The organism is Sphingomonas pseudosanguinis (assembly GCF_014196255.1).
Classification (GTDB): Bacteria; Pseudomonadota; Alphaproteobacteria; order Sphingomonadales; family Sphingomonadaceae; genus Sphingomonas; species Sphingomonas pseudosanguinis.
This window is the reverse complement of the sequence record NZ_JACIDH010000001.1, coordinates 269,345-294,332: the sequence shown is the minus strand read 5'-3', so window position 1 is coordinate 294,332 and position 24,988 is coordinate 269,345. Positions and strand designations below refer to the sequence as shown.

Annotated in this window: 24 protein-coding genes and 1 tRNA gene; 6 read left to right on the top strand and 19 right to left on the bottom strand. The window is 67.5% G+C overall.

All coding sequences use genetic code 11. The features are described from left to right. Positions 1-2 precede the first annotated feature (2 nt). Complete coding sequence (locus tag GGR48_RS01385) at positions 3-2,585, top strand: carbohydrate-binding protein (protein ID WP_183950087.1); 2,583 nt, start codon at positions 3-5, stop codon at positions 2,583-2,585. Here GGR48_RS01385 and GGR48_RS01380 read toward each other — a convergent pair. From GGR48_RS01380 to GGR48_RS01320, 13 genes are all read right to left on the bottom strand, one after another. Then, complete coding sequence (locus GGR48_RS01380; protein WP_183950086.1) at positions 2,563-3,114, bottom strand: FUSC family protein; 552 nt, start codon at positions 3,112-3,114, stop codon at positions 2,563-2,565. The two genes, GGR48_RS01385 and GGR48_RS01380, sit on opposite strands and share 23 nt — an antisense overlap. After that, entirely contained in the window at positions 3,111-4,835 is a 1,725-nt protein-coding gene (poxB, locus tag GGR48_RS01375) for a ubiquinone-dependent pyruvate dehydrogenase (protein ID WP_183950085.1), read from the bottom strand. Before poxB ends, GGR48_RS01380 begins: the two co-directional genes overlap by 4 nt. Positions 4,836-4,968: 133 nt before the next feature. Beyond that, on the bottom strand, positions 4,969-6,678 hold the full coding sequence (locus GGR48_RS01370) for a hypothetical protein (protein WP_183950084.1): 1,710 nt from the start codon (positions 6,676-6,678) through the stop codon (positions 4,969-4,971). Positions 6,679-6,697: 19 nt separating this feature from the next. Beyond that, complete coding sequence (locus GGR48_RS01365) at positions 6,698-7,771, bottom strand: protein-glutamate methylesterase/protein-glutamine glutaminase (RefSeq protein WP_183950083.1); 1,074 nt, start codon at positions 7,769-7,771, stop codon at positions 6,698-6,700. A gap of 4 nt (positions 7,772-7,775) precedes the next feature. Then, complete coding sequence (locus GGR48_RS01360; RefSeq protein WP_240456144.1) at positions 7,776-8,627, bottom strand: CheR family methyltransferase; 852 nt, start codon at positions 8,625-8,627, stop codon at positions 7,776-7,778. A gap of 76 nt (positions 8,628-8,703) precedes the next feature. After that, positions 8,704-9,201, bottom strand: coding sequence for a chemotaxis protein CheW (locus tag GGR48_RS01355; protein ID WP_183950081.1), 498 nt, complete (start codon positions 9,199-9,201; stop codon positions 8,704-8,706). Further along, positions 9,198-10,880, bottom strand: a complete 1,683-nt coding sequence (locus GGR48_RS01350) for a methyl-accepting chemotaxis protein (protein WP_183950079.1) — start codon at positions 10,878-10,880, stop codon at positions 9,198-9,200. Before GGR48_RS01350 ends, GGR48_RS01355 begins: the two co-directional genes overlap by 4 nt. 208 nt (positions 10,881-11,088) lie before the next feature. Continuing rightward, the gene (locus tag GGR48_RS01345) at positions 11,089-12,888 is read right to left on the bottom strand and encodes a methyl-accepting chemotaxis protein (RefSeq protein WP_183950077.1); all 1,800 of its coding nucleotides are present in this window, start codon (positions 12,886-12,888) and stop codon (positions 11,089-11,091) included. A gap of 26 nt (positions 12,889-12,914) precedes the next feature. Next, the gene (locus GGR48_RS01340; protein WP_420854078.1) at positions 12,915-13,442 is read right to left on the bottom strand and encodes a chemotaxis protein CheW; all 528 of its coding nucleotides are present in this window, start codon (positions 13,440-13,442) and stop codon (positions 12,915-12,917) included. After that, complete coding sequence (locus tag GGR48_RS01335; RefSeq protein WP_183950075.1) at positions 13,429-15,381, bottom strand: chemotaxis protein CheA; 1,953 nt, start codon at positions 15,379-15,381, stop codon at positions 13,429-13,431. Before GGR48_RS01335 ends, GGR48_RS01340 begins: the two co-directional genes overlap by 14 nt. Next, the gene (locus GGR48_RS01330) at positions 15,378-15,746 is read right to left on the bottom strand and encodes a response regulator (protein WP_183950073.1); all 369 of its coding nucleotides are present in this window, start codon (positions 15,744-15,746) and stop codon (positions 15,378-15,380) included. The genes GGR48_RS01335 and GGR48_RS01330 overlap by 4 nt, the downstream gene beginning before the upstream one ends. Further along, complete coding sequence (locus GGR48_RS01325) at positions 15,743-16,057, bottom strand: STAS domain-containing protein (protein WP_183950071.1); 315 nt, start codon at positions 16,055-16,057, stop codon at positions 15,743-15,745. The genes GGR48_RS01330 and GGR48_RS01325 overlap by 4 nt, the downstream gene beginning before the upstream one ends. Positions 16,058-16,525: 468 nt before the next feature. Continuing rightward, positions 16,526-17,344, bottom strand: a complete 819-nt coding sequence (locus GGR48_RS01320) for an arylamine N-acetyltransferase family protein (RefSeq protein WP_183950069.1) — start codon at positions 17,342-17,344, stop codon at positions 16,526-16,528. A gap of 87 nt (positions 17,345-17,431) precedes the next feature. Between GGR48_RS01320 and GGR48_RS01315 the strand changes: the two genes are divergently transcribed. After that, positions 17,432-18,367: an L-threonylcarbamoyladenylate synthase gene (locus tag GGR48_RS01315; protein WP_183950067.1), complete on the top strand. Its 936-nt coding sequence runs from the start codon at positions 17,432-17,434 to the stop codon at positions 18,365-18,367. A gap of 116 nt (positions 18,368-18,483) precedes the next feature. On the opposite strand, the gene msrA is transcribed toward GGR48_RS01315, so the two are convergent. After that, complete coding sequence (msrA, locus tag GGR48_RS01310; RefSeq protein ID WP_183950065.1) at positions 18,484-19,023, bottom strand: peptide-methionine (S)-S-oxide reductase MsrA; 540 nt, start codon at positions 19,021-19,023, stop codon at positions 18,484-18,486. 80 nt (positions 19,024-19,103) lie between these two features. Here msrA and galE point away from each other — a divergent pair, with 80 nt between their 5' ends. Together galE and GGR48_RS01300 are read left to right on the top strand one after the other, a co-directional pair. Next, entirely contained in the window at positions 19,104-20,108 is a 1,005-nt protein-coding gene (gene galE / locus GGR48_RS01305) for a UDP-glucose 4-epimerase GalE (RefSeq protein ID WP_183950063.1), read from the top strand. Positions 20,109-20,114: 6 nt separating this feature from the next. Beyond that, on the top strand, positions 20,115-20,954 hold the full coding sequence (locus GGR48_RS01300; protein ID WP_183950061.1) for an HpcH/HpaI aldolase/citrate lyase family protein: 840 nt from the start codon (positions 20,115-20,117) through the stop codon (positions 20,952-20,954). On the opposite strand, the gene GGR48_RS01295 is transcribed toward GGR48_RS01300, so the two are convergent. Further along, complete coding sequence (locus GGR48_RS01295; RefSeq protein ID WP_240456142.1) at positions 20,931-21,629, bottom strand: phosphatase PAP2 family protein; 699 nt, start codon at positions 21,627-21,629, stop codon at positions 20,931-20,933. The genes GGR48_RS01300 and GGR48_RS01295 overlap by 24 nt on opposite strands. A 251-nt stretch (positions 21,630-21,880) precedes the next feature. Here GGR48_RS01295 and GGR48_RS18260 point away from each other — a divergent pair, with 251 nt between their 5' ends. Then, a complete protein-coding gene (locus GGR48_RS18260) occupies positions 21,881-22,006 on the top strand; it encodes a hypothetical protein (RefSeq protein WP_276208024.1) in 126 nt (41 codons plus the stop codon). 119 nt (positions 22,007-22,125) lie between these two features. On the opposite strand, the gene GGR48_RS01290 is transcribed toward GGR48_RS18260, so the two are convergent. Further along, positions 22,126-22,201: transfer RNA gene (locus GGR48_RS01290), tRNA-Lys, on the bottom strand. A 20-nt stretch (positions 22,202-22,221) separates the two neighbouring features. After that, positions 22,222-22,698 carry a 2-amino-4-hydroxy-6-hydroxymethyldihydropteridine diphosphokinase gene (gene folK / locus GGR48_RS01285; RefSeq protein WP_183950057.1) on the bottom strand — a complete coding sequence of 159 codons (477 nt, stop codon included), beginning with the start codon at positions 22,696-22,698 and terminating at the stop codon, positions 22,222-22,224. A gap of 22 nt (positions 22,699-22,720) precedes the next feature. Here folK and GGR48_RS01280 point away from each other — a divergent pair, with 22 nt between their 5' ends. Further along, entirely contained in the window at positions 22,721-23,392 is a 672-nt protein-coding gene (locus GGR48_RS01280; protein WP_183950055.1) for a uracil-DNA glycosylase, read from the top strand. A gap of 33 nt (positions 23,393-23,425) precedes the next feature. On the opposite strand, the gene aguB is transcribed toward GGR48_RS01280, so the two are convergent. After that, entirely contained in the window at positions 23,426-24,274 is an 849-nt protein-coding gene (gene aguB / locus GGR48_RS01275; protein WP_183950053.1) for an N-carbamoylputrescine amidase, read from the bottom strand. A 33-nt stretch (positions 24,275-24,307) separates the two neighbouring features. Next, positions 24,308-24,742 carry a hypothetical protein gene (locus GGR48_RS01270; RefSeq protein ID WP_183950051.1) on the bottom strand — a complete coding sequence of 145 codons (435 nt, stop codon included), beginning with the start codon at positions 24,740-24,742 and terminating at the stop codon, positions 24,308-24,310. Positions 24,743-24,988: the final 246 nt, after the last annotated feature.

Below are 24,988 nucleotides of genomic sequence, written 5' to 3'. Positions count from 1 at the left end.
TCATGTCCTCCCCGCTTCGCCTGTTGCTGGCAGCCCTTCTCGGCTCCGCCGCCCTGCCCGCCATCGCGCAGGAGCGGTTGGAGGTCGACATGGCGGGCGACACCGGCGCCTTTCATGGCGGGGCGTCGGGGACGCTCTATGGCCTCTATGACGCGCGCCTGCCGCATCCCAATCTGGTCGAGGGCATCGGCCTGCGCACCGTCTCGACCAAGGCACAGGATGGGCCGCAGCATCCCGGCGCCGACGCGTTGGAGGTGTCGACGCTGCTGACCGACGCGTCGGGCGGCGACACCTATATCTACATGACCGACATCAACCGCGAGTTTCCGTATAACTGGAAGACCGGCGACTGCGCGCAATCGGTCACCGCCTATATCGAAAAGCTACGCGCCCAGGTCCGCCAAGTGAAGGGCATGGACAAGCGCTACCGCGACCGCATCGTCCTCGTGCCCTATAACGAGCCCGATGGGAACATGTTCGCCGAAGGTCCCAAGAGCTGCAACAATGTGCGGTGGCAGAAGGACCCGACCGCGTTCAACGACGCCTGGGATCGTGCAGTGCGCATGATCCGCCAGGAACTGCCGGGCGCGCGGATCGCGGGACCGAACACCAGCATCCTCTACCCCGAGGTCGAGGGTTTCCTGCGCCACGCCATCGCGGCGGACACCATGCCCGACATCGTGACGTGGCACGAACTCAGCAATCCCGCGACGGTGCGCACCAGCGTGCGGAAATATCGCGCGTGGGAGGATCGGCTGTTCGCCGGGACCAGCTGGCAGGGCCGCCATCTGCCCATCAACATCAACGAATATGCCTATAACTACCACACCTCGGTTCCCGGCCAGATGGTGCAATGGGTGGCGGCGATCGAGGATTCCAAGGTCGATGCCGACATCGCCTATTGGAATATCGACGGCAATCTGAGCGATTCCGCCGTCCAGGCCAATCGCGGCAACGGGCAATGGTGGCTGCTCAACGCCTATACGACGATGAGCGGCCATACGCTGGCCGTCACCCCGCCGCATCCCGACCAGAGCTATACGCTGCAGGGCGTCGCGACGCTCGACCCTGCGCGTCGCCAGTCGCGCATATTGTTCGGCGGCAAGAGCGGCGATGCGACCATCGCGCTGAACCGCCTCCCCGCCGCTTTCGGCGCGAATGTCCGCGTGCGGGTGCGGATGATCGGCTGGACCGGGCAGCTTGGCGATTCCACCCCGCCTGCCGTCCTGGCCGATCGCATCCTGCCGGTGCGCGACGGCGGCGTGGCGCTGACCTTCGGCCGGGACGGGCTGCCGGCTTTGCACGAGGAAGCCGCCTATGAACTGGTCGTGACCCCCGCCGAGGGTGCGCGCCCCGCCCCGGTCGCAATTCCCTGGACCCAGGATTACGAGGCGGAAACGGCGACCCGGCGCGGCACCGGCCTGAGCATCCGCGGCCCCGAGGGTTCGCCCAAGAATGTCGACCGCTTCCACGTCTCGGGTGCCTATACGGTCGAGGGGTTCAAGACCGGCGCCGACGCCGCACTCGACTTCGCGGTCGATGTACCGCGCGCCGGCCGCTACGATCTGCGTGTGCTGGCCAGTACTTTCAACAAGGACCCGCTGGCCGAGGCGCAGGGGCCGACCAACGTCTTCCTGCGCATCGACAACCAGGCGGCGGGCGAGACCGAACTCCTGCTGCCGCTCGGCTACAAGCCCTCGGTCCTTGACCATGTCGATACGGTCGTCTCGCTGCCGCAGGGTCGCCACATATTGACGCTCGCGACGCGCAGCCTGGATGGGCGGCGGCAAACGCGCGGTAATGCGCTCGTCGACCGTATCACCCTGACCGCCGCCGATCCGGCCGAGACGACCGCCACCTATGACGTGCGCGACGCGATGGTGAAGGACGGCCGGGCGACCTTCTGGGTATATGGCGCGCAGGACGGTCTGGCGCGGCTGACGCCCGACGCGCGCGGGCGGGTTCGGATGACGGTCAATGGCCGCCCGATCACTGGCGAGACCGCCTTCCTGCTCGGCGGGATCAACAAGGTCGTGGTGACGGGGCCGCTCGCGACGCTCCGCACCTTGCGCGTCGCCCCCGCCCCCGACGCCGCGTCCCGCCATTACGAGGCCGAAGCCGCGCAGGTCGCGGGCAGCGCGCGGATCGGGGCGGTGTCGCTCGCCAGTGGCGGCCGGGCGGTGTTCGACATCGGCGGCGCGCCGGGCAACGGCAACACGCTGACCTTCCCGAATGTGACGGTGGACAAGGCGGGCACCTACGCGCTGACCATCCGCTTCTCCAACGACGAACAGTCCAAGGCGACGCATTACAACCCAGACCCCCTCGCCCGCACCGCACGCATTTCCGTCAACGGTGCCAAGCCCGTACTGGCGACCTTCCCCAACAGCTTCCACGCCAATAACTGGTGGGAGATGACCGTGCCGGTCACCTTGCGCGCGGGGGCCAACAGCATCCGGATCGCGGGCGAGGAACAGCCCGATTGGGATGGCCGCAGCTATGCCTCGCAGACCTGGCCCGGCGTGCTGCTGCGTTCGGCCTATGCGCCCAATATCGACCGGATCACGGTGACGCCGATGCCGTGACCGCCTCCGGCTGCTCCTTCCGCCGGAAGAGCAGCCGGTCGGCACCCCAGTGCAGCACCGCCCCGACCGCGACGCCCAGCAGCACCTCCTGCGCGCGGTCGAGCGCGGCGGACAGCACCGAGCCGCCGGCGGGCACGGTCAGGAGGACGATCACCGCCGTCCACATGCACAGCCGAAGCTCGCTGCGCAGCCGGGCGATCGCCGAGGTGATGCCGACCGCGACCGCCAGCATCGCCACCGCGCTCGCCCCCGTCATCACGAGCGCAACCAGGATCGCCACACCGACGCCGATCATCGTCCCTGCGATCCGCCACGCCAGCGAGCGGTTGGTGTCGCCCAGCTGATCCTGCGAGACGACCAGCGCCGAGACGCTGGCCCAGACGGGGTGGTTCAGGTGCCATTGCTGCGCGATGACCAGCGCCGCCACCGCCGCGCCGGTACAGCGCGCGATGAACGCGACCGTGCGGATCGTCTCGGTCAGCGGCCACCGCGCGGTGACCCAGGCGCGCAGGGCCGGGCGCGGCGTCACCGGAACAGATTGGCCTTGGCCAGCTCCAGCACCTCGTCACCCCGCCCGCTCAGCACCGCGCGCGCGGCGTAGAGGCTGAAGCCCTTCACCTGCTCGGCCTGGATCTTGGGCGGCATGATCAGTTCCTGCGTCTCGGTCACGACATCGACCAGCGCCGGGCCGTCATGCGCGAACGCCTGGCGCAACGCCGCCTCCAGCGCGTCGGAGCGGGTGACGCGCACGCCCAGATACCCCATTTCGCGCGCGATCGCGGCGAAGTCGGGATTTTGCAGCGAGACATTGGTGTCGACATAGCCGGCCGCCTTCTGCTCCATCTGGACGAAGCCCAGCGAGGCGTTGTTGAAGACGACGACCTTGATCGGCAACCGCATCTGCACCGCCGTCAGCATGTCGCCCATCAGCATGGCCAGACCGCCATCGCCCGACAGCGACACCACCTGCCGCCCCGCATACGCGCCCTGCACACCCAGCGCCTGGGGCAGCGCATTGGCCATCGAGCCATGGTTGAACGACCCGATCAGCCGCCGCTTGCCGTTCATCGTCAGATAGCGCGCCGCCCAGACGGCGGGCGTACCGACATCGGCGGTGAAGACCGCATCGTCGGCCGCGATCCGGTCGACCAGCCGGGCGACATATTGCGGATGGAGCGGCTGGTCCTCCTTGCGCGGCGTGGCGAGGTCGTCCAGTCCTTTGCGCGCATCGCGGTAATGCGCGCGCGCCTTCTCCAGGAACCGGTCGTCGCGGCCGTCCCGGATCAGCGGCAACAGGCCGCGCGCCGCCTCGCGCACATCGGCGACGACGCCGAGGTCGATCGGCACGCGCCGGCCCAGCGCACCGGGATCGCGGTCGATCTGCACGACCCTGGCCTTTTCGGGATAGAAGTTGCGATAGGGAAAATCGGTGCCGAGCATCAGCAGCGTGTCGCAATCCATCATCGCATGATAGCCCGAGGAAAAGCCGATCAGCCCGGTCATCCCGACATCGTACGGATTGTCCCACTCGATCCATTCCTTGCCGCGATAGGCATGGACGATCGGCGCCTTCAGCGCGGCGGCGAGTGCGACGACCTCGTCATGCGCGCCCGCCGTGCCCGCACCGCACAGCATCGTTACCGCCTTCGACCCGTTCAGCAGCTCGGCGACCTGCGCCAGCACGCCGTCATCGGGCAGGATGCGCGGCGCGGCGAGCGGCGGGAAGGGCACCGCGCGGGTTTCGGGGGCCGTTTGCAATGCGACGTCGCCGGGGATGACCAGCACCGCCACCCCGCGCTCGCCGATGGCGGTGCGGATCACGCGGTGGAGGATTTCGGGCATCTGCCGGGCGTCCTGCACCATCTCGCAGAAATGGCTGCATTCGCGGAACAGCTCGGTCGGATGGGTTTCCTGGAAATAGCTGAGGCCGATCTCGCTCGACGGGATGTGCGCCGCGATCGCCAGCACCGGCACGCGGTTGCGGTGGCAGTCGTACAGGCCGTTGATCAGGTGGAGATTGCCCGGACCGCAGCTGCCGGCACAGACCGCCAGCGCGCCGGTCGCCGCGGCCTCGGCCCCGGCGGCGAAAGCCCCCGCCTCCTCGTTGCGGACATGCATCCAGTCGATCTGGCCCGACTTGCGCAGGCTGTCGTTCAGCGCGTTCAGGCTGTCGCCCGTCACGCCCCAGATGCGCTCCACCCCGGCTTCGACCAGGGTCCGGTTCAGAAGGTCGGCGATCGTCTCGGCCATGTGCCATCATCCCATTGCTGAAGGGGGCGGCCGCCAGAGGGGCCTGCCCATGCTGCATCAGCGAAACGATGGGGACGGCGATTGGCTTCCCCTAAGGATGTGAAATTGTTTTCACCAAGACATCAGACAGGCGTCAAAACAGCCCGTCATCATCGTCGTCGAAGGTCACGGCCGAGACGGGCGCCGCCATGGGTGCCATGCCGGGCCGCAGGAAGGCGGCATGGATGTCGCGCTCGCACGCCATCGTATAAAGCCGCGCGGCCCATGGCATCAGCTCGCGCAGGGATTCCTCATCCGCCTCGCTGAAGCCGCCATCCGGATCGACCGGGGGCGCGACATGATCGGCATAGAGCGACAGCGACTGCCCGGCCAGACGCAGCGTCTCGACGAAGCCGCGCTGCTGCGCCAGATCGCTGGCCGTCGCCTCCAGCGAGGCGGCGATGCGCAGCGCCTGCCCCCCGGCGCGCGCCATCGCCGCGCCCGAGCTGTCGCACGCGCCGCGCACCACGGTCAGCGCATCGCTGAGCACATGGCGGGTATCCGCCGCGCCGGCATCCTGGACCAGATCGATCGCGGCCAGCACGCCGATCAGCTGCCCGACCGCGATGCTCAACTGGTCGAGGCGGCTGGCGCACGGCGCCACCTCCTTGGCGATCACCGCCACCGCACGGCCCAGCGTGCCGTGCCGCCGGCACAGCAGCTGGGTGTTGGTCGAGATGTCCTGCACATTGACCGCGATATTCTGGATACGTGCCAGCCCGCTGGTCAGATCGGCCAGCGTCTGCCCGACAAAGCCCGTCAATTCGGCCAGCTGCGCATCGGCCTGGCAAAGCTGGTCGGTGACATGGCCCAGCTTGGCGATGCCGGTCTCCAGCTCGACCAGAATCCGCCCGTCATCGCCGCCGTTCGCTTCCAGCAGCATGCGCAGCGTGTCGGCGAGCGGCCCCAGCCGTTCGAGCGAGGGCACGATCGCGTTGATCTCCTGCCCGAAATCCGCCGCCATCGCCTCCAGCTGCGCCGCCACCAGCCGCGCCATATGCGCCGATGCATAAACGGGCACGGCCATCTCGCCCGCATCGTGCGCGGCGATCCGGCGCAGGATCGTGATGCCATGTTCGGCACGCTGGCGCACGCTGTCGCCGATCTGGATCGCGCCCAGGATACGCGCGACCTCGCCCTGCACCGTGCGCATGACGCCATCGGCCTCGTCGGTCATGCGCATCACCGCCTCGACATGCTCCTGCAGCGCGTTGGCGTTGCTCGTCAGCTCGGTCGGCAGGGCATCCCCTGCACGCTGGCATTCGGCGGCGAGCGAGCGATCGGCCTTCTGCACCTCGCTGACCACCTGCCCGAACTGGTCCAGCTCCTTTTCGATATGGTGCAGTTCCTGCCGGCCGCTCGCCAGCTTCTCGTCCATGCCGACGACGAAGTTGAAGAACGCCGCCTCGCCCGACGAGGCGATCTTGATGTTCATCCCATAGATGCCGAGCAGCTTCAGGATGGTGCCGACCTCTTCCAACAGGCGGCGCAGTTCGCGCGCGCGGCCGGTCAGCGTCTCGACCTCCACCGCGCGGCGGCGCTGGATCACGGGCAGCGCGGTCAGGCGATAGGCGACCTGGCGCAACCGCTCGACCGCCGCCCCTGCCGTCTCGGGCGACAGCGACCGGCGGATGTCGGCGACGCCGCGCGCCATGCCGTCGATCGTGTCGATCGCGGAGGCCAGCGTCTCGCCGGTCTGTCGGAACGCATCCTCCAGCCCGCTCATCTCCGCTTCCAGCTGGTCGGCCAGCGCGACGACCGGCGTCAGGATCACCGAATCGGGCGTGATGCGTTCCATAAACATGGTGGCGTGTCCTCTCCGGTCAGCGGGCGGTGGCGTGCAGCAGTTCGCGCGCGACGCTGCCCAGCGGGATGATCTTGTCGGCCGCGCCGCGCGCGATCGCTTCCTTGGGCATGCCGAACACGATCGACGTCGCCTCGTCCTGCGCGAAGGTGCGCGCGCCCGCCTGTTTCATTTCCAGCAGCCCGCGCGCGCCGTCATCGCCCATGCCGGTCAGGATGATGCCGACCGCATTGGCCCCCGCATTGCGCGCCGCCGAGCGGAACAGCACGTCGACCGAGGGACGATGGCGCGACACCAGCGGCCCTTCGCGCACCGACACGACATAACGTGCGCCCTGCCGCTCCAGCATAGTGTGGCGCAGCCCGCCCGGCGCGATCAGCACCCGGCCGCGCATCACCGTGTCGCCGTCCTCGGCTTCCTTGACGTCGACCTGGCACAGCCCGTCGAGCCGCCGGGCAAAGGCGCGGGTGAAGCTCTCCGGCATATGCTGGACGATCACGACGCCCGGCGAATTGGCGGGCAGCGCCTCCAATATCTCACGCAGCGCCTCGGTCCCCCCGGTCGAGGCGCCGATGCACACCACCATCTCGGTCGTGCGGCTCATCGCGCGGCCGGTGGGCGGCGGCAGGACGGCATCGGCGGTCAGCTTCTGCGCAGGGGACGCGGTGCGGGTCTGGCGACGCGCGCCCAGCCGCGCGGTGGCGGCGCCCTTCACCGTCTCGCGGATCATCATATGCGCCTCGGCCAGATGATCGGCGACCCCGACGCGCGGCTTCAGGATGACGTCGACCGCCCCCGCCTCCAGCGCCTGGAGCAACGTCTCCGACCCTTCCTCGACCAGCGAGGAGCACATGACGACCGGCACCGGCCGCTGCGCCATCAGTTTGCGCAGGAAGGTGATACCGTCCATGCGCGGCATCTCGACGTCCAGCGTGATGACGTCGGGCACCTCTTCCTGGATGTAGCGGGCAGCGGCGAAGGGATCGGCGGCGGCGGCGATCACCTCGATCTGCGGATCGGCGGACAGGATCGCGGTCATCGCCTGGCGGACGCTGGCGCTGTCGTCGATGATCAGCACACGAATCTTCTTCATCGCGTCAGACCCGTGCGAAAACGGTGTTGGCGACCGTCTTGAGCGGCAGGTCGAAGCCGGCGATCGACTCCGAATGGCCCAGGAACAGCAGGCCGCCGGGGCGCAGGCATTCGGTCAGGCGTCGCACGACCTTTTCCTGGGTCGGCTTGTCGAAATAGATCAGGACGTTGCGGCAGAAGACGATGTCCATCGGATCGCCGACCGGATAGCGTTCGTCCATCAGGTTCATCTGGGCAAAGCCGATCGCGGCGCGCAGATTGGCCGCGATCCGCATCTCGCCGCGCTTGGGATCGTTGGCGCGCATCGCATAGCGCGCGCGCAACGCCGCCGGCACGGGATCGAGCATCGCCGCGGGATAGACGCCGCGCCGGGCGATGCGCAGCACTTCGCTGTCCAGGTCGGTGGCGAGGATGCCGTAATCGGGGCCCTGGCGATCCTGCGCGAAGGCGTCGAGCAGCATGGCCAGCGTATAGGGCTCAGCACCGGTCGAGCAGGCCGCGCTCCACACGCGCAGTCGGCCGATGCCCGCATCGCGCATCGCGGGCAGCGCGGTGCCGACCAGATAATCGAAATGCCTGGGCTCGCGAAAAAAGTCGGTCTTGTTGGTCGTGACCGCGTTCAACAGATGCTCGCGCTCGGTCGCCAGATTGTCGCCGTCGAACAGCCAGCCGCAATAATCGCCCAGGCTGCTATGGCCGTTCGCGCGCACCCGTCGGCGCAACCGCCCCTCGATCATCGTGATCTTCACCGGCGGCAGGCGGATGCCGCATTCGCGGTAGACATAGGTGGCGATGCGATCGAAATCGCTGCGCCGAAGCGCATCGGACATCACCGCCTGACGGGCCAGATTGCTCAAGAAGACGGCTCCTATGTCGTCCGTGGAAGATCGGCCGGCCACCACGTCACGACATGGCGGCCGGCGTAGCGAGGGATCAGGCCGCCAGGCCCAGTCCGTTCAGGGCATTCACGCCGTCGGTGCCCGCGAACAGGCGCGCCGGGTCGAGTAGCGCGACGAAGCCCGTGCCGCGGCGCAGGATCGCCGCGATCTGGTCGGACCGCCAGCGGCCGCCAATGTCGGGCGAGGCTTCGATCGCGTCGGGGCCGAAGGTGCTGACATCCAGCACCCGGTCGACGACCAGACCCAGCGCCATCGCGGGCGTGCCGTCCTGGCCCTGGGGAATGTCAACGACCAGGATACGGGTCGCCAGCGTCGTATCCGCCGCGATCATCCCCAGCCGCACGCGCAGGTCGACCATCGGCACCGAATCGCCGCGCACATCGGTCAGCCCCAGGAACCAGGCGGGTGCGCCCGGCATCCGATAGGCGGGACGATGGTCCAGGATTTCGCGCACCGCCGTCACCGGCAGGGCAAATTCCTCCTCGCCCAGGCCGAACACGACGACCTGGATGTCTCCGGACGGGGCGCTCATGCCGCGCGTCCGAATTCGGCGTCTTCGCCGTCAGGACCGCCATTGGTCAGGTCGAGCGCGAAACCACGCACCCGCGCCTGCTGGTCGGCGATCGAGCCGGGACGCGACGCCGCCGGTCGGGCGGCCTTCGCCGCGACGGCGCGCGCCTTGGCGGTGCCCCCCGTCGCGCGGAAGCGGCGCGGCTCTTCGTCGCCGACACGGAAGAAGGCGATATTCTGCTGCAATTCCTCGGCCTGGCTGGCGAGTTCCTCGGAGGTGGAGGAGATCTGCTCGGAGGCCGAGGCGTTCTGCTGCGTCACCTTGTCGAGCTGCTGGATCGCCTCGTTGATCTGGTTCGCACCGATGTCCTGTTCGCGGCATGCCGCACTGATCTCGGCGACCAGTTCGGCGGTGCGGCGGATGTCGGGCACCAGCCGGGTCAGCATCTCGCCGGCCTGCGTCGCGGCGGTGACGGTGGCCGACGACATGCCGCTGATCTCGGCCGCCGCCGTCTGGCTGCGTTCGGCCAGCTTGCGGACCTCGGCGGCGACGACCGCGAAGCCGCGACCATGTTCGCCCGCGCGCGCCGCCTCGACCGCCGCGTTCAGTGCCAGCAGGTCGGTCTGGCGTGCGATCTCCTGCACGATGCCGATCTTCTCGGCGATGGTACGCATCGCGACGACCGCTTCCTGCACCGCCACGCCGCTCTGTTCGGCATCCTGGGACGACTGGCGTGCGATCTTCTCGGTCTGGGTCGCGTTGTCGGCATTCTGTTTGATGTTGGCGGCCATCTGCTCCATCGATGCCGAAGCCTCTTCGGCGGCGGCGGCCTGTTCGGTCGCACCCTGGCTCACCTGCTCCGAGGAGGAGGAGAGTTCCTGGCTGCCCGATGCGACATTATGCGCGGCCTGTGCCGTCTCGCCGATCGTCTCGCGCAGGCGCTCGGTCATGCGGTTGACCGTATCGACCAGGTCCCTGATCTCGTCATTGCTGTTCACCACGACCTCCTTGCTCAGATCGCCATCGGCGACCGCCGTGACGGCTTCCCCGACGGTACGCAGCCCCTTCGACACCAGTCGGGCCACCCAGACCGCGCCCGCCACCGCGATCAGCAGCGCGACCAGCGCCGTGACCAGCAACGTCGTGCGTGCCGTGTCGTACAATTCATTCGCCTCGCGGGTGGCGGTCGCCATCTGCCCCTGGGTGATGCCCGCCAGCTTCAGCAATGTGGCGCTCAACCGAATCGCGATCTCACGCCCTTCGGTCATCGAGATTTCTGCGGCCTCGGCGTTGCGGTTCTGCATCGCCAGTGCGCGAGCGCGGTCGCTGACCCCCTTATAGGCGTGCCATTCCTCCAGCGCCGCCGTCCATACCGGCCGCCCCTGTTCGGTGGCGATCTTCAGGCCGGCGTTCAGGTTTTCGTCGATCTTGCCATTATAATCCGCGAACTTGACGTCGAAGCCGCGCTTCAACGCCAGATCCTCGGTCATCATCATGTTCTTTTCATTGCGAATCGCCCGACCGATATCGCCATCAGCGGTCAACGACAGTTGAATGCGGCGCGACGGCCCGTCGACGATGTCGGCGATCATGGCATTCAACGTGCCGATCTTGGCGACGCCAACCCCCACCACCGCACATAAGAGTGCGATGACAATGGCAAAGGTCATCCCCAATTTCATCTTGATCGTCGCGCGCATAGCAAATCCCCGTTGAAACACAGGCCGACACCATACCCCTCGCCGGCCCCTGCAATCGATTTACAGTGCAAGAAATGAAAGATTGGTTTGCTTTTGGTATTCTGCGTTCAAAGTGAATATATCTGTTGTCATAACAAATACATAATAGCAGCCCGACATCTTCACTTGCCGGCGGCGAAGCGATACTCCCGCCTCGCCGCCCGCAAGGTCAGGCGGCGCGTCCGAACTCGGCATCCTCGCCGTCCGGCCCGCCATTGGTCAGGTCGAGCGCGAAGCCGCGCACCCGCGCCTGCTGGTCGGCGACCGAGCCGGGACGCGACGCTGCCGCCTTGCCCTTCTTCACCGGTGCCGCCGGCTTGCGGACCGGCGCCGCACCGCGGCCGGGGTTCGCACGTGCTGCCTGGGTGACCGTGAAATAGGCGATGCTTTCCTGCAGCTCCTCGGCCTGGCTGGCGAGTTCCTCGGAGGTCGAGGAAATCTGTTCGGAGGCCGAGGCGTTCTGCTGCGTCACCTTGTCGAGCTGCTGGATCGCCTCGTTGATCTGGTTCGCGCCGATATCCTGTTCGCGGCATGCCGCGCTGATCTCGGCGACCAGTTCGGCGGTGCGACGGATGTCGGGCACCAGCCGGGTCAGCATCTCGCCGGCTTGCGTCGCGGCGGTGACGGTGGCCGACGACATGCCGCTGATCTCCGACGCCGCCGTCTGGCTGCGCTCGGCCAGCTTGCGGACCTCGGCGGCGACGACCGCAAAGCCGCGACCATGTTCGCCCGCGCGCGCCGCCTCGACCGCCGCGTTCAGCGCCAGCAGGTCGGTCTGGCGTGCGATCTCCTGCACGATGCCGATCTTCTCGGCGATGGTGCGCATCGCGACGACCGCTTCCTGCACCGCCACGCCGCTCTGTTCGGCATCCTGGCTCGACTGGCGTGCGATCTTCTCGGTCTGGGTCGCGTTGTCGGCATTCTGTTTGATGTTGGCGGCCATCTGCTCCATCGACGCCGAGGCTTCCTCGGCGGCGGCGGCCTGTTCGGTCGCGCCCTGGCTCACCTGCTCGGAGGAGGAGGATAGCTGCTGGCTGCCCGCCGCGACATTCTGCGCCGCCTGGGTCGCATCGCCGACGACGCCGCGGAGCCGCTCGACCATCGACACCAGCGCATGGCCCAGCTTGTCCTTGTCCGACAGCGGCTGATGCTCGACCGTCAGGTCGCCCGCCGCGATCGTATCGGCCAGCTTGGCGCTCTGGCGCAGATTGGTGGTCATGCGGTTGACGGTCTCGACCAGGTCCTTGATCTCGTCATTGCTGGTGACAGCGACCTCCTGATCGAGATCGCCGATCGACACCGCCTCGACCGCGACCGACACCTTCTTCAGGCCCATCGACACGATCCGCGAAATCCACAGCGCGCCGCCCACCGCGATCAGGATCGCCATCGCGGCGACCCCCAGCATCACGTTGCGGGCATTGTCATAGGTGGTCTGCGCATCGTTGCTGGCGGTCTGCAGATCGTTCTTGGCGAACGACACCAGCTGAGCGGACAGCGCCGACATGCGCATCGCCATATCACGCGACTTGGTGATCGACAGCGCACCCGCCTTTGCGTTCTCATTGCGCTTGGCCAGTTCGCGGATCGTGTCGTTGACCGGTACGAAGTTGCGATAGGCCGCCTGGATGTCGAGCCACAGCGGACGGCCCTTCTCGGTCGTCCCGTTCAGCCCCGCCGCAATCAGCGCCTCGACCTCGCCGCGCGCCTTCATGAGATCGCCGTCGAACTTGTTGGTCAGCGCATCGTCCTCGGTCAGCGCCATATTCTTCTCGGCACGCACCATGAAGCTGACGCGTTCGTTCAGCGTCTGCGCGCGGTCGAGCCGCGCCGCCGGGCCGCTGACCATGTCGGTCGTCGTATCGTTCAACGTGCTCAGCTTGGTGATACCAAGCCCGACCACGATCAGAAGACAGAAGATGATGAACGCGAATGTTGCGCCCAGCTTCATCTTGATCGTCGCTCTCATACACCCCTCCAAAAACCTGTGAAAATCTATTGACGGGTCGCCGCAGCCCCCATCGCCGGCACCAGGATGGCGGCCAGGTCGGGCAGGACGACCAGATCGTCCTTCCACCGGATCAGGCTGCGCACATGATCGCGACGCCAGCCTATGCCGACGGTCGGCACCGCCTCGCTCGTCGCCTGGCGAAGGGTCGCGACTTCATGGACATGGTCGGTGCGCAGGCCGAGCAGCGTCGCCTCCCCCGCCAGTTCCAGTTCGATCACCACGATCCGGCTGTCCGCGCTCGGCGGGGTCGGCTCCATGCCGAAGGCCAGCCGCAGGTCGGCGACGGGCACGATCTTGCCCCGGAAATTGACGACATGGCTGACCAGCGCGGGCGCGCCGGGAATGAAGGTTTCGGGCAGCAGGTCCAGTATCTCCTGAACCAGGGTCGCCTCCAGCGCGAAGGTCTCGCCGCCCAGGTCGAAGATCAGCACCTCCAGCTCACCATGTGCGTTCCACGCGATGAGTCCGTCCGGCGTCGGTCCGTCCGACGCGCGCATCTTATCCTGCGGCACGAAGCATCTCCTCCTGCGGCTGGGCCATGGCGACCAGTTGCGCCACGTCGAGGATCAGCGCGACGCTGCCGTCGCCCAGGATCGTCGCCCCCGAAAAGCTGGCCGCGCCCCGGTGGAAGGCGGACAGCGACTTGATGACGGTCTGGTGGTTGCCGACGATCTGGTCGACGACCAGGCCGACGCGCTCGCGCCCCGTGGCGACCACCACGATCTTCTGAAAGGGATCGGGCCTGGTGCCGGTCGCGAACATCTCGCGCAGCCGCACGAACGGCACCAGCGTGTCGCGCAGCGTGATCAGGCTGCGTCCGCGCGAGCGCAGATCGTCTTCCAGCGACAGCTCCAGACATTCCTCGACCGCCGCCAGCGGGATGACGTAGCGCCCCTCGCCCACCCGGACGAGCAGCCCCTCGATGATCGCCAGCGTCAGCGGGATACGCAGCGTGATGATCGATCCCCGGCCGTCGACGCTTTTCACGTCGATCGACCCGCGCAGGCTCTCGATGGTGCGCTTGACGACATCCATGCCGACGCCGCGCCCGGACAGGTTGGTCACCTGCGCCGCCGTCGAGAAGCCGGGATGGAAGATCAGGCCGAGCAGTTCGTCGTCGCTCATCGCCTGCCCCGGCTGGATCAGGCCATTGGCCTCCGCCTTGGCCCGCACCCGCTCGCGATCAATGCCGCGCCCGTCATCGGTGATGGTGATCAACACCTCGCCACCCGCCTGATGCGCGCTCAGCCGGATGACGCCCGAGGCCGGCTTGCCGGCGGCGAGGCGCGCCTCGGCCGTCTCCAGCCCATGGTCGCAGGAATTGCGGATGATATGGACCAGCGGATCGAACAGCCGCTCGATCACCGTCTTGTCGACCTCGGTCGTCTCGCCATCGGTGACCAGCTCGATCGCCTTGCCGGTCTCGATCGCCAAGTCGTGGATCAGGCGGCGGAAGCGGCCGAACAGCGTCGATACCGGCACCATGCGCAGGATCATCATCGTGTCGCGCATCTCGCCGGTCAGCCGCTCGATCTCCTCGGAGACCGAGCGCAGGCTGAGGTCATGGCCATGCGCGGCCAGCTGCGACAACCGGCTCTGCGCGATCACCAGCTCGCCTACCCGGTCCATCAGCTCGTCGAGCCGTTCGGCGGGAACGCGGACATTCTCGCCCTGGGTACGGGCGGTACGGGTGGCAGCATCGTTGGCGGCGACCGGTTCGGCGGTCGGTATCACCTCCTCGACGATCGCCTCGGCGACCGGCGCCGCGTCCTCGACGGTCAGCGGCGTGATCGTGATGTCCATATCGTCCATGACGAACAGGAAGACGTCCTCGATCGCGTCCTTGGAAATGTCGCCGATCAGCGTACAGTCCCAGCCGATCAGGCAATGGGCGGGATTGCATTCGCCCAGCGACGGAACGTCATCCACCCGCGCGACGATCGTCGCCTCACCCAGCTCGCGCAGCTCGTCGAGCAGGGCCAGCGGATTGGTGCCGTTGGCCATGGCATCGGGCGGCAGGCGGAAGGACAGGGTCCAGCCGCGCTTCGTCGACACTGTCGGAGTGGACGCACCGCCCCCCGCCGCCGCGTCGACCGCCGCCGCTAGGCGGGCCAGGATCGCTTGCCCCTCGGCCGCCGGTGCGTCGCCATCGACCAGCGCGCGCATATGGTCGCCCGCCGACAGGATCACGTCGACCAGTTCCGGCGTCGCCCGGACATCGCCCTTGCGCACCCGGTCGAACGCGCTTTCGCAATGATGGGTGAAGGCGGCCAGCGCATCGAAGCCGAACATCGCGCCCGACCCCTTCAGGGTGTGCAGGCCGCGAAAGACCGCGTTGACCAGCCCCATATCGTCCAGGCGATGCCCCAGGTCGAGCAGGCCCTGTTCGACCTGTTCGAGCAGCTCGCCCGCCTCGACCCGAAAGGCGGCGGCGGGATCTTCCCCGTTCATCGCGCCAGCACCTTCTGTGCGACGCGGATCAGCTGTTCGGGCTGGAACGGCTTGACCAGCCAGCCGGTCGCGCCCGCCGCCTTGGCCTGCGCCTTCATCGCGTCATCCGATTCGGTGGTCAGGAAGATGATCGGCACGCCCGCCTGCGCCGGCTGCTGGCGCAGCGCGCGGATCATCGACAGGCCGTCCATGTTGGGCATGTTGAGATCGGTGACGATCAGGTCGAACCGGGTCGCGGTCGCCTTGGCCAATCCCTCGGCCCCGTCGCTGGCTTCCGTCACCGCATAGCCGGCACCGGTCAGCGCGATTCGGATCGCCATCCGAAGGCTGGCGCTGTCGTCGACGGTCAGGATGGAAGCGCTCATTGGGGGGAATCTCCGTGGAACCAGAATTGGGTATGTTCGGGGGTGGGACAGGGCAGGAAACCCGCCCGGTCGAGAAGCTTTTGCAGGCGCTCGCCGGCGGGTGCGGCGAGCGCGAAGTCGCAGCCGCGCCGGTCGGCGGTGACCCGCGCCGACTGGACGAGCTGGACGACGCTGAGGTCGGGCGCGGCGACGGCGGACAGGTCGAGCCGCACGGTGCCGCACGGCGCGATCGCGCCTTCCAGCTGGTCCGCGAGCAGACCGATCGTCGGCAGGCACAGGTCCTCGGCCGCCGTCACCAGGGTGATCGACATCGGATAATCCTTTACGCAAGGGGGCGAGACGCGCGACCATACGCGCCCACCGAATTCAGGTCACACGAAGCAGCCCATGCCGGTCATGACGGCGATGTCATGTCAGCGGTGGTGCAGTTCCGTATCAGGCCGTGGATCGGCCTTGAGGCTTGTCATGTGTAATCCCCCCCATGTTCCTATTGGAAATAGGCGACAAAGGTAAAATCGCGCTTAAATGTAACGGGAGTGGATAAATATTGCCGCTTCGTCCTTTACCCTGCAGGGAAAGGCCGGCCTTTCAAATACTTGAATGATGCAAAAGTCCCCAAAATGGCGACGATAGCGCGATGCGGCGGTCCGATCGGTCGGCCGTCGCGATGGTATCGATATATTTTGATTGCTGCGAACGGCGTCGGGGCCATGAAAACGAGGCGGGAATGGCCTTCCCGCCCCGTGCGCCCGGACGACTCCGGCGATAGCGCCGCGCGATTATTCCGCGAACAACGTCGCGTTATCCTCGGCCGACAGGTCGATCCCGAACATCAGGCTCATGCGCATGCGATAGACGCGCGGATCGGTGATCGTCGCGCTCGTCTCCTCGTCGCCGACACGGCGGCGATAGTGGCGGTCGGTCAGCGTCGCGAAGCCGCGCGGCAGGATGATGCTGACGATATTGGCCTGGCGAAACCGGCTGTCCTCGTGATTGGCGGTCCAGTGATTGCCCATCGCCAGATCGGCGTCCCAGACCTGTTCGGTGGTGAAGCTGTACTGCGGCTCCCACCCCTCGCCCGCCGAACGGCCGTCGGTCAGCCCCGGATGGCCATCGCGCAGCAGCATCCAGCCATGCTGGACGTCACGCACCAGGCGGAAGCGCGCGCCATCGGGTCCGTCCGCCTCGATCCCGTCGACCAGCGGCATCGGCGGGGAATAGCTGCCACCGAAACCGGCATCGGCGATCCAGTCCTGCCCGTCGATATGCACCAGGCTGAGCGTATGGGTGGTCGGCGGCACATCGGTCGCGCGCAGCCAGACGCGCGCGAGCAGCGGCCGGGCGGTGAAACCATGCGCGGCCAGCGCATCGAGGAACAGCCGGTTCTGCTCGAAGCAATAGCCGCCGCGCTTGGCACCGACCAGCTTGGCGAAGACGCTGGCGCTGTCGATCGCGATCGGCCGGCCGAGCCGGACGTCGAGATTCTCGAACGGGATGGCCAGCCGGTGCGCCCATTGCAGCCGCGCCAGCCCATCGGCATCGACGGTGACGCGGGACGGCAGGGCGATTCGGGTGAGATAGGTATCAAGGTCGAACATGGTGCCCGAGATAGGATGGCCCGCGCCGATTGTCGAAGGGCGGCCCCTTATCCGCGCGCATCCGAGGCGCTATAGCCCCTTGCGACCATGACTTTTCCCGATCACGACCCGACCCTGCCCTTCAGCCCCGCCGCGATCCGGGCGGCCGCGACGGTGATCGGCGCGGGCGGGATCGTCGCGGTGCCGACCGAAACGGTCTATGGCCTGGCCGCCGACGCGACCGATGCGAACGCCGTCGCGCGCATCTATGCCGCCAAGGGGCGTCCGTCCTTCAACCCGCTGATCGTCCATGTCCCCAATCTGGCGGCGGCATGCGACCTGGCCATGTTCGACGCCGACGCGCTGGCGCTGGCCGAGGCGTTCTGGCCCGGCCCGCTGACGCTGGTGCGGCCGATCAAAGCGGGGTCGGGCATCGCCTCGCTGGTGACAGCGGGACTGGATACCGTTGCCATCCGCGTGCCGCGCCACCGCGCGATGCAGGCGCTGCTGGCGGCAAGCGGCCGCCCGCTCGCCGCCCCTTCCGCCAATGCCAGCGGCGGGATCAGCCCGACCCGCGCCGCGCATGTCCGCGCCAGCCTGGGGGCGGGCGTGCCCGTACTCGACGACGGCGCGACCGAGGCGGGGTTGGAATCGACGATCGTCGCGGGCCGCACTATTCTGCGTCCCGGCCCGATCACGGCGGCGATGCTGGCGAGCGTACTGGGTTCGGTCGAGCAAGGCCCCCAGGCCCCCGCCATCGTCACCGCGCCGGGACAGCTGGCCAGCCATTACGCACCGCGCAAACCCCTGCGGCTGAACGCGATGGCGGCGGAGGCCGACGAATGGCTGATCGGCTTCGGTACGGTCGCGGGGCAGGACAGCCTGTCGGCGGACGGCGATCCGGTCGAGGCCGCCGCCCGGCTGTTCGACGCGCTCCATCGCGCGGATGCGAGCGATTATGCGCGGCTGGCGGTGGCCCCCATCCCGGCGGAGGGGATCGGCGAGGCGATCAACGACCGGCTGCGGCGCGCGGCGACGCGATAGGGTGTGGGCGCGCGCGTCACGCGTGCACTTCGACTTCGCTCAGTGCGAACGGAGACCAGGATCAATTCCCGTCCCCCGTTCAGCCTGAGCGAAGTCGAAGGCCAAGGGAAATAGCGTTACCCCGTCACCGCCTTCGACCGCGCGGCGAAGCTCTTGCGCAGCTTCTGGAGCTTGGGCGGGATCACCGCCATGCAATAGGGATTGGCGCGGCCCGAGGTTTCCCAATAATCCTGGTGATAATCCTCGGCCGGATACCACGGCGCCATCGGCTCGATCGCGGTGACGACCGGCTTGTCGAGCCCGGCCTGCGTCCGCGCGATCGCCGCCTTCATCGCGGCCTCTTGGTCCTCGTCCGCCGGGAACATCGCCGAGCGATACTGCGTGCCGACGTCATTGCCCTGGCGATTGAGCTGCGTCGGATCATGCGTCGCGAAATAGATGTCGAGCAGATCGTCCAGCGCCAGCTGTTCGGGATCGAACCCGATGCGGATCGCCTCGGCGTGGCCGGTATCGCCGCCGCATACCTGCTTGTAGGTCGGGTTCGGCACGCTGCCGCCGATATAGCCGCTTTCGACCGATTCGACCCCGATCACGTCCTTGAACACCGCCTCGGTGCACCAGAAACAACCGCCGGCCAGCGTCACATATTCGGTCACTCGGAATCTCCTTGTCGTCTTGTCTGCCTAGATAGGAAGCGGCTAGGCGACGGCAATCCAACGACTTGGGACAAAAGATGATGGCGGCGATCGACGGCAAGGTGATGGTGACCGGCGGGGCCGGCTATATCGGCAGCCATGCCGTGCTGGCGCTGCTGGACGCGGGCTATGAGGTCGTCGTGCTCGACAATCTTGTCACCGGCTTCGACTGGGCGGTCGATCCGCGTGCCTCGCTGGTCGTGGCGAACGTCGCCGACGACGACAAGGTCCGCGCCGCGATCCGCGAACACCGGGTGCGCGCGATCATGCATTTCGCCGGGTCGGTCGTGGTGCCCGAGTCGGTCAGCGACCCGCTCAAATATTATCGCAACAACACCGCGGCCAGCCGTTCGCTGATCGAAAGCGCGGTGGCCGAGGGCGTACCCCACTTCATCTTCTCCTCGACCGCCGCCACCTATGGCACGCCCGAAAAGGTGCCGGTGTCGGAGAATGATCCCAAGGCGCCGATCAACCCGTACGGCATGTCCAAGCTGATGACCGAGATCATGCTGAAGGACGTCGCCGCCGCGCATCCGATCAACTACTGCGCGCTGCGCTATTTCAACGTCGCGGGTGCCGATCCCAAGGGCCGCACGGGTCAGTCGACGGTCGGCGCGACGCACCTGATCAAGATCGCGGTCGAGGCGGCGATCGGCAAGCGTGATGGCGTAGGCGTCTATGGCACCGACTTCGCCACCCGCGACGGAACGGGCGTGCGCGACTATATCCATGTCTCCGACCTCGCCGCCGCGCATGTCGCCGCGCTCGAACTGCTGGTCGAACAGCCGGGCGAGAGCCACACGCTCAACTGCGGCTATGGTCGCGGCTTCTCGGTGCTCGAAGTGCTCGACGCGGTCGACCGGGTGACCAACCACACCATCCAGCGCCGCATGGAAGGCCGCCGCGCGGGCGACCCGGCCGAGCTGGTCGCCGATAACAGCGCGATCCTCGCCACCCTGCCCTGGCGGCCCGAGCGCGACGATCTGGACGGTATCGTCCGCGATGCGCTCGCCTGGGAGCGCAAGCTGGCCGAGATGGGCCGCTAAAGGGTGATGCGGCTGCGCTCGCTCCTCTTCGTGCCGGGTGACCGGCCCGACCGGATGGCCAAGGCCATGGGGGTGGGCGCGGACGCGCTGATCCTCGATCTGGAGGATGCGGTCGCGCCCGAGGCCAAACCGGCCGCGCGGGCGGCGGTCGCGGCGTTTCTCGCCGCGCCGCGTGACCCGGCGGTGCGGCTGTTCGTCCGCATCAACCCGATCGACGGTCCGCTGGCGACCGACGACCTCGCCGCCATCGCCGACGCGCGCCCCGACGGCATCGTCCTGCCCAAGGCGGAAGGGCTGGTCAGCCTGCACGCGCTGGCGGCGCGCGGCCTCACCCATATCCCCGTCCTGCCGATCGCGACCGAGACGCCGGCCGCCATCTTCAAGCTGGGCGAGTATGCGGGCGCCAGCGTGCCGCTAGCCGGGCTGACCTGGGGTGCCGAGGACCTGCCGGCGGCGATCGGTGCGACGGCCGCGCGCGAGGCGGATGGCGGCTATACCACCCCCTATCAGCTCGCCCGGTCGTTGACGCTGTTCGGCGCGCATGCCGCCGGGGTTGCCGCGATCGAGACCGTCTATCCCGATTTCCGCGATCTGGACGGGCTTGCCGCCTATGCCGCGCGCGGGCGGCGCGACGGCTTTACCGGCATGATGGCGATCCACCCCGCGCAGGTGCCGGTGATCAACGCCGCCTTCACCCCTTCCGCCGACGAACTGACGCGCGCGCAGGCGATCGTCGACCTGTTCGCCGCGAATCCCGGGGCCGGCGCGCTTCAGTTGGACGGGCGCATGGTCGATGCGCCGCACCTGAAGGCGGCGCAGACCCTATTGGCGCGCGCGGCCGGCTGATCCACCGGCGGCCCAAGACACGCGCAGCTTCGCGGTCGCCCACCACCAGCCCAGCGCCCAAAGCGTGCCGAAGCTCCACCCGGCGGCGACGTCGGACGGCCAATGCACGCCCAGATACACCCGGCTCACACCGATCGCGCCGACTAGCAGCAGCGCCAGCAGGATGATGGCCTGCCGCATGCGGTGATGCCGCGTGACCTGGGTCGCGAGCGCCGCCAGCGTCAGATAGACCATCGCGCTGCCCGCCGCATGCCCGCTGGGAAAGCTGGCGTTGGACACGTCCACCCAATGCGGCACCAGATCGGGCCGCGCGCGCGACACGGCGTTCTTGACCAGGGTCACCACCGCGCCGCCGCTGATCCCCGCCGCCGCCACCGCGAGCGCGGTCAGCCACAGCCCCCGCGCCAGCAACAGGATCGCCGCGCCTGCGACCATCAGCACCAGTACCGGCACGCTGCCCAGCGCGGTGATGTCGACCGCCGCCTTCGCAAGAGCACGCGAATGGGCATGTTCGCGCAGGCCCACCAGGATCGCCCGGTCCCAGTCGAAAGGCCAGTGATCGACCAGCAATCCGGCGATCAGCAGGATCGCCAGCGCCACCGCGCCCGCCACGGCGCCACGAAGCGCCGGCGGCATCGCCGAGGGTCGAACTTCGGGTTCGGCCGATTCGGGCATAATCGATGGCATTTTCAAGGAATGGGGATCGCTCATAGGGGTCGGGCTTTCCTCCATCGGGCGCATGACATCAAGGATCGGCACAGCATCATGCTGATCGAACGAGATTTTCTCTCAACCGCTCCACTGCATGGCTTTGCGATCAGTATTTCGATCAACGTTATTCGAAAAACGGGTTTGCGTGTTCCCGCATTTGGTCGCATTTTTGTCTCACACCGGCGAACAGACCGGTGGGAGAGGATGGCAACACCATGAACGACGACATCATGTCCCCGCTCGATCGCCTGATGGTCCTGACCTTTGGCGCCATGGCAAGCTGGATCGCGGTCGGCGGCGTCGCCTTTGGCGCATCGAAGCTCGTTCAGCACCTGTTCTGACCAACCGGTCTTCGGCTCGTCATCCCACGGGCCGAAGCCATTCGGGCGGCTGGGACCGTCCTCGCGCGATACAATCGGAAATCACCGGGATTGGGTGGATCGTCACCCTATCGCCCCCGTGGTGGGTCCGCCGGGGCTCGAACCCGGGACCTCTCGATTAAAAGTCGCTTGCTCTACCGACTGAGCTACGGACCCTCCATCGGGGTGGAAGCGACCTAGGGGCGCGGACGCCTCCGGTCAACACTCTGTCGCATATGTCCTATCCGTCGCCCGTCACGCGGGTCGCGCCAGTCGGCGGCGATATGTGCGAGCGGATGCAGAACGAAGGCGCGGTCGGCATAGGCGATGTGCGGCACCGTCAGCCCCGCCGAGCGCCACCGCCCGCCCGACCACAGGATGATGTCCAGGTCGATGACCCGCGCGCCCCAGCGTTGCCCGCGCCGCCGGCCGAAGCGCCGCTCGATCGCCTTGAGCGCCGCCAGCATCTGCGGCGGGGTCAAATCGCTCTCCACCAGCGCGGCGGCATTGGCGAAGGCGCGGATCGACGGCCCGACGGGCGCGGTGGTGATGATCGGCGACACGGCATAGACCCCGTCCAGCGCCGCCAGCGCCGCGCGAATCTCGTCGCGTGGCCCGCCATGCCGCCCCGGACGGTTGGACCCCAATGCGATGGCATAGCTTGTCGTCGTCATCGCCCCCGACTACCCGAGCGCGATGTCCGACGCATCCTTTCCCGTCATCCCCGCGACGCTGGCCCCGATCCAGCCGCCGCGCGACTGCCCGCTCTGCCCCCGCCTGGTCGAGGTTCGCCAGTCGGTCGCCGCCGAATATCCCAGCTGGTGGAACGCCCCGGTGCCACCGTTCGGCGATGATCAGGCCTGGCTCGCGGTGGTCGGCCTGGCTCCCGGCAAGCACGGCGCGCACCGCACCGGCCGCCCCTTCACCGGCGATGGCGCGGGGCCGCTGCTTTATGGAACGCTCGCCAAGTTCGGGCTGGCCGAGGGGGAATTCGCCGCCAAGGTCGATGACGGCCTGGCGCTGAAGGGCGCGGTGATCCTGAACGCGGTCAAATGTCTGCCGCCCGAGAACAAGCCGATGCCCGAGGAACGCGCGACCTGTCGTCGGTTCCTGGAGCAGGAGCTTCGCGCCTTGCCCAATCTGTCGGTCGTGATCGCACTAGGCGACATCGCACACCAATCGGTGGTCAAGGCGCTCGGCGGAAAGCTGCCCAAGGCGCGATTCGCGCATCTGGCCGAACATCGCATTCCCAGCAGCCCGGTCGTGATCGATAGCTATCACTGCTCGCGCTACAACCAGAATACCGGAAAACTGACGCCCGAGATGTTCGAGGCCGTGTTCGCGCGGGCCGTGGAATTACGAGGGTAAACCAGTCCTCCCCCGCAAGGGGGGGACTTTCGGTCAGATGTCCTGCACCAGCCGCCCGTACAGCTCGGGCCGGCGATCGCGGAAGAAGCCGAAGGCGGCGCGGTGGCGCTTCACCCGGTCGATGTCGAGCGTGGCGACGATCACGCCCTCTTCCTCACGGTCCAGCTCGGCCAGGATGTCGCCGCGCTCGTCGCAGATGAAGCTGGTGCCGTAGAAGGTCTGGCCATGCTCGCAACCGACGCGGTTGGCGGCGACGATCGGCACGACGTTGGACACGGCATGCCCCACCATGGCGCGACGCCACAGCCGCGCGGTGTCGAGGCTGTCGTCATGCGGCTCGCTGCCGATCGCGGTGGGATAGAACAGGATCTCGGCGCCCATCAGCATCATGGCGCGCGCCGTCTCGGGATACCATTGGTCCCAGCAGATGCCGACGCCCAGCGTGGTCTCGGGGCCGTTCCACACCTTGAACCCGGTATTACCGGGGCGGAAATAGAATTTCTCCTCATAACCCGGACCGTCCGGGATATGACTCTTGCGATAGACGCCCGCGACCTTGCCGTCGGGATTGACCATCGCCAGCGAGTTGTAATGATGCGGGCCGTCCGCCTCGAAGAAGCTGGTCGGGATATGGACCTTCAGCTCGGCGGCCAGGTCCTGCATCGCGCGCACCGCCTTGTGCTCGCCGGTGGGCTTGGCGTTCGCGAACAGCCCCTCGTCTTCGACGCGGCAGAAATATTCGCCCTCGAACAATTCGGGCGGCAGGATCACCTGCGCGCCCTGGGCGGCCGCCTCACGGACGAGGCGCGAGACCTCGGCGATGTTGCGGTCGATATCGGCGGTGAAGGCCAGTTGCAGCGCGGCGACGGTGATCTGGGTCATGGCCACGCCCTTTAATGGTTCGCACCCGGCGCGTCAGCCCCCGGAATCGCGGAATAGCCGCCGCAGCACCGCCGGATAGAAACTGCGCATCTTCTGCTGGCACAGCACCGCCATGCGCGCGTTCAGCTGGCGGGTGGCGTCGATATAATCGTCCCAGCGTTCCGCGACGGCGCCGGCGGTCCAGACCCGGATATGCGTCGAATAGGCGAGCCGCAGATCGCGGGTCTCGGCGACGATCGTCTCACAGCCGGGAAGCTCGCCCATCAACCGCCGCTCGCGAAGCGGGGTCAGCAGCGCCTCGTCCTCGGTGTTCAAATGCTTGGCGATCGCCCGCGCCACCCGCGTGCGCACCGCGCCGAGGTGCGGAGCGGCCTCGGCATAGCTTTTGTCGAACAGGACATGCAGCTCCGCCATCGCGCCGGCGATGTCATTCTGCTGGGTCCTGAGCTGATCGATCGTGGCCTTCACCGCAGGACTCCGATCCCCGACATTGATCATTCGCGATACGCCCGGACCGGTTGACGGGGGGTAAAAATCATCCATGCCCGGGGCGAAATACCAAGCCGCCCCCTATCCCATCACCCCAACCTCCGTTCCGCCTGAGCGAAGTCGAAGGCCATGGGATTCCCTGGCGAACCAGCCCATCCTTGGGGCTCGCTCAGCCCGAACGGAGCGGAGAAATAGGGACCATGAAAAAGGCCCACGCTCCCGAAG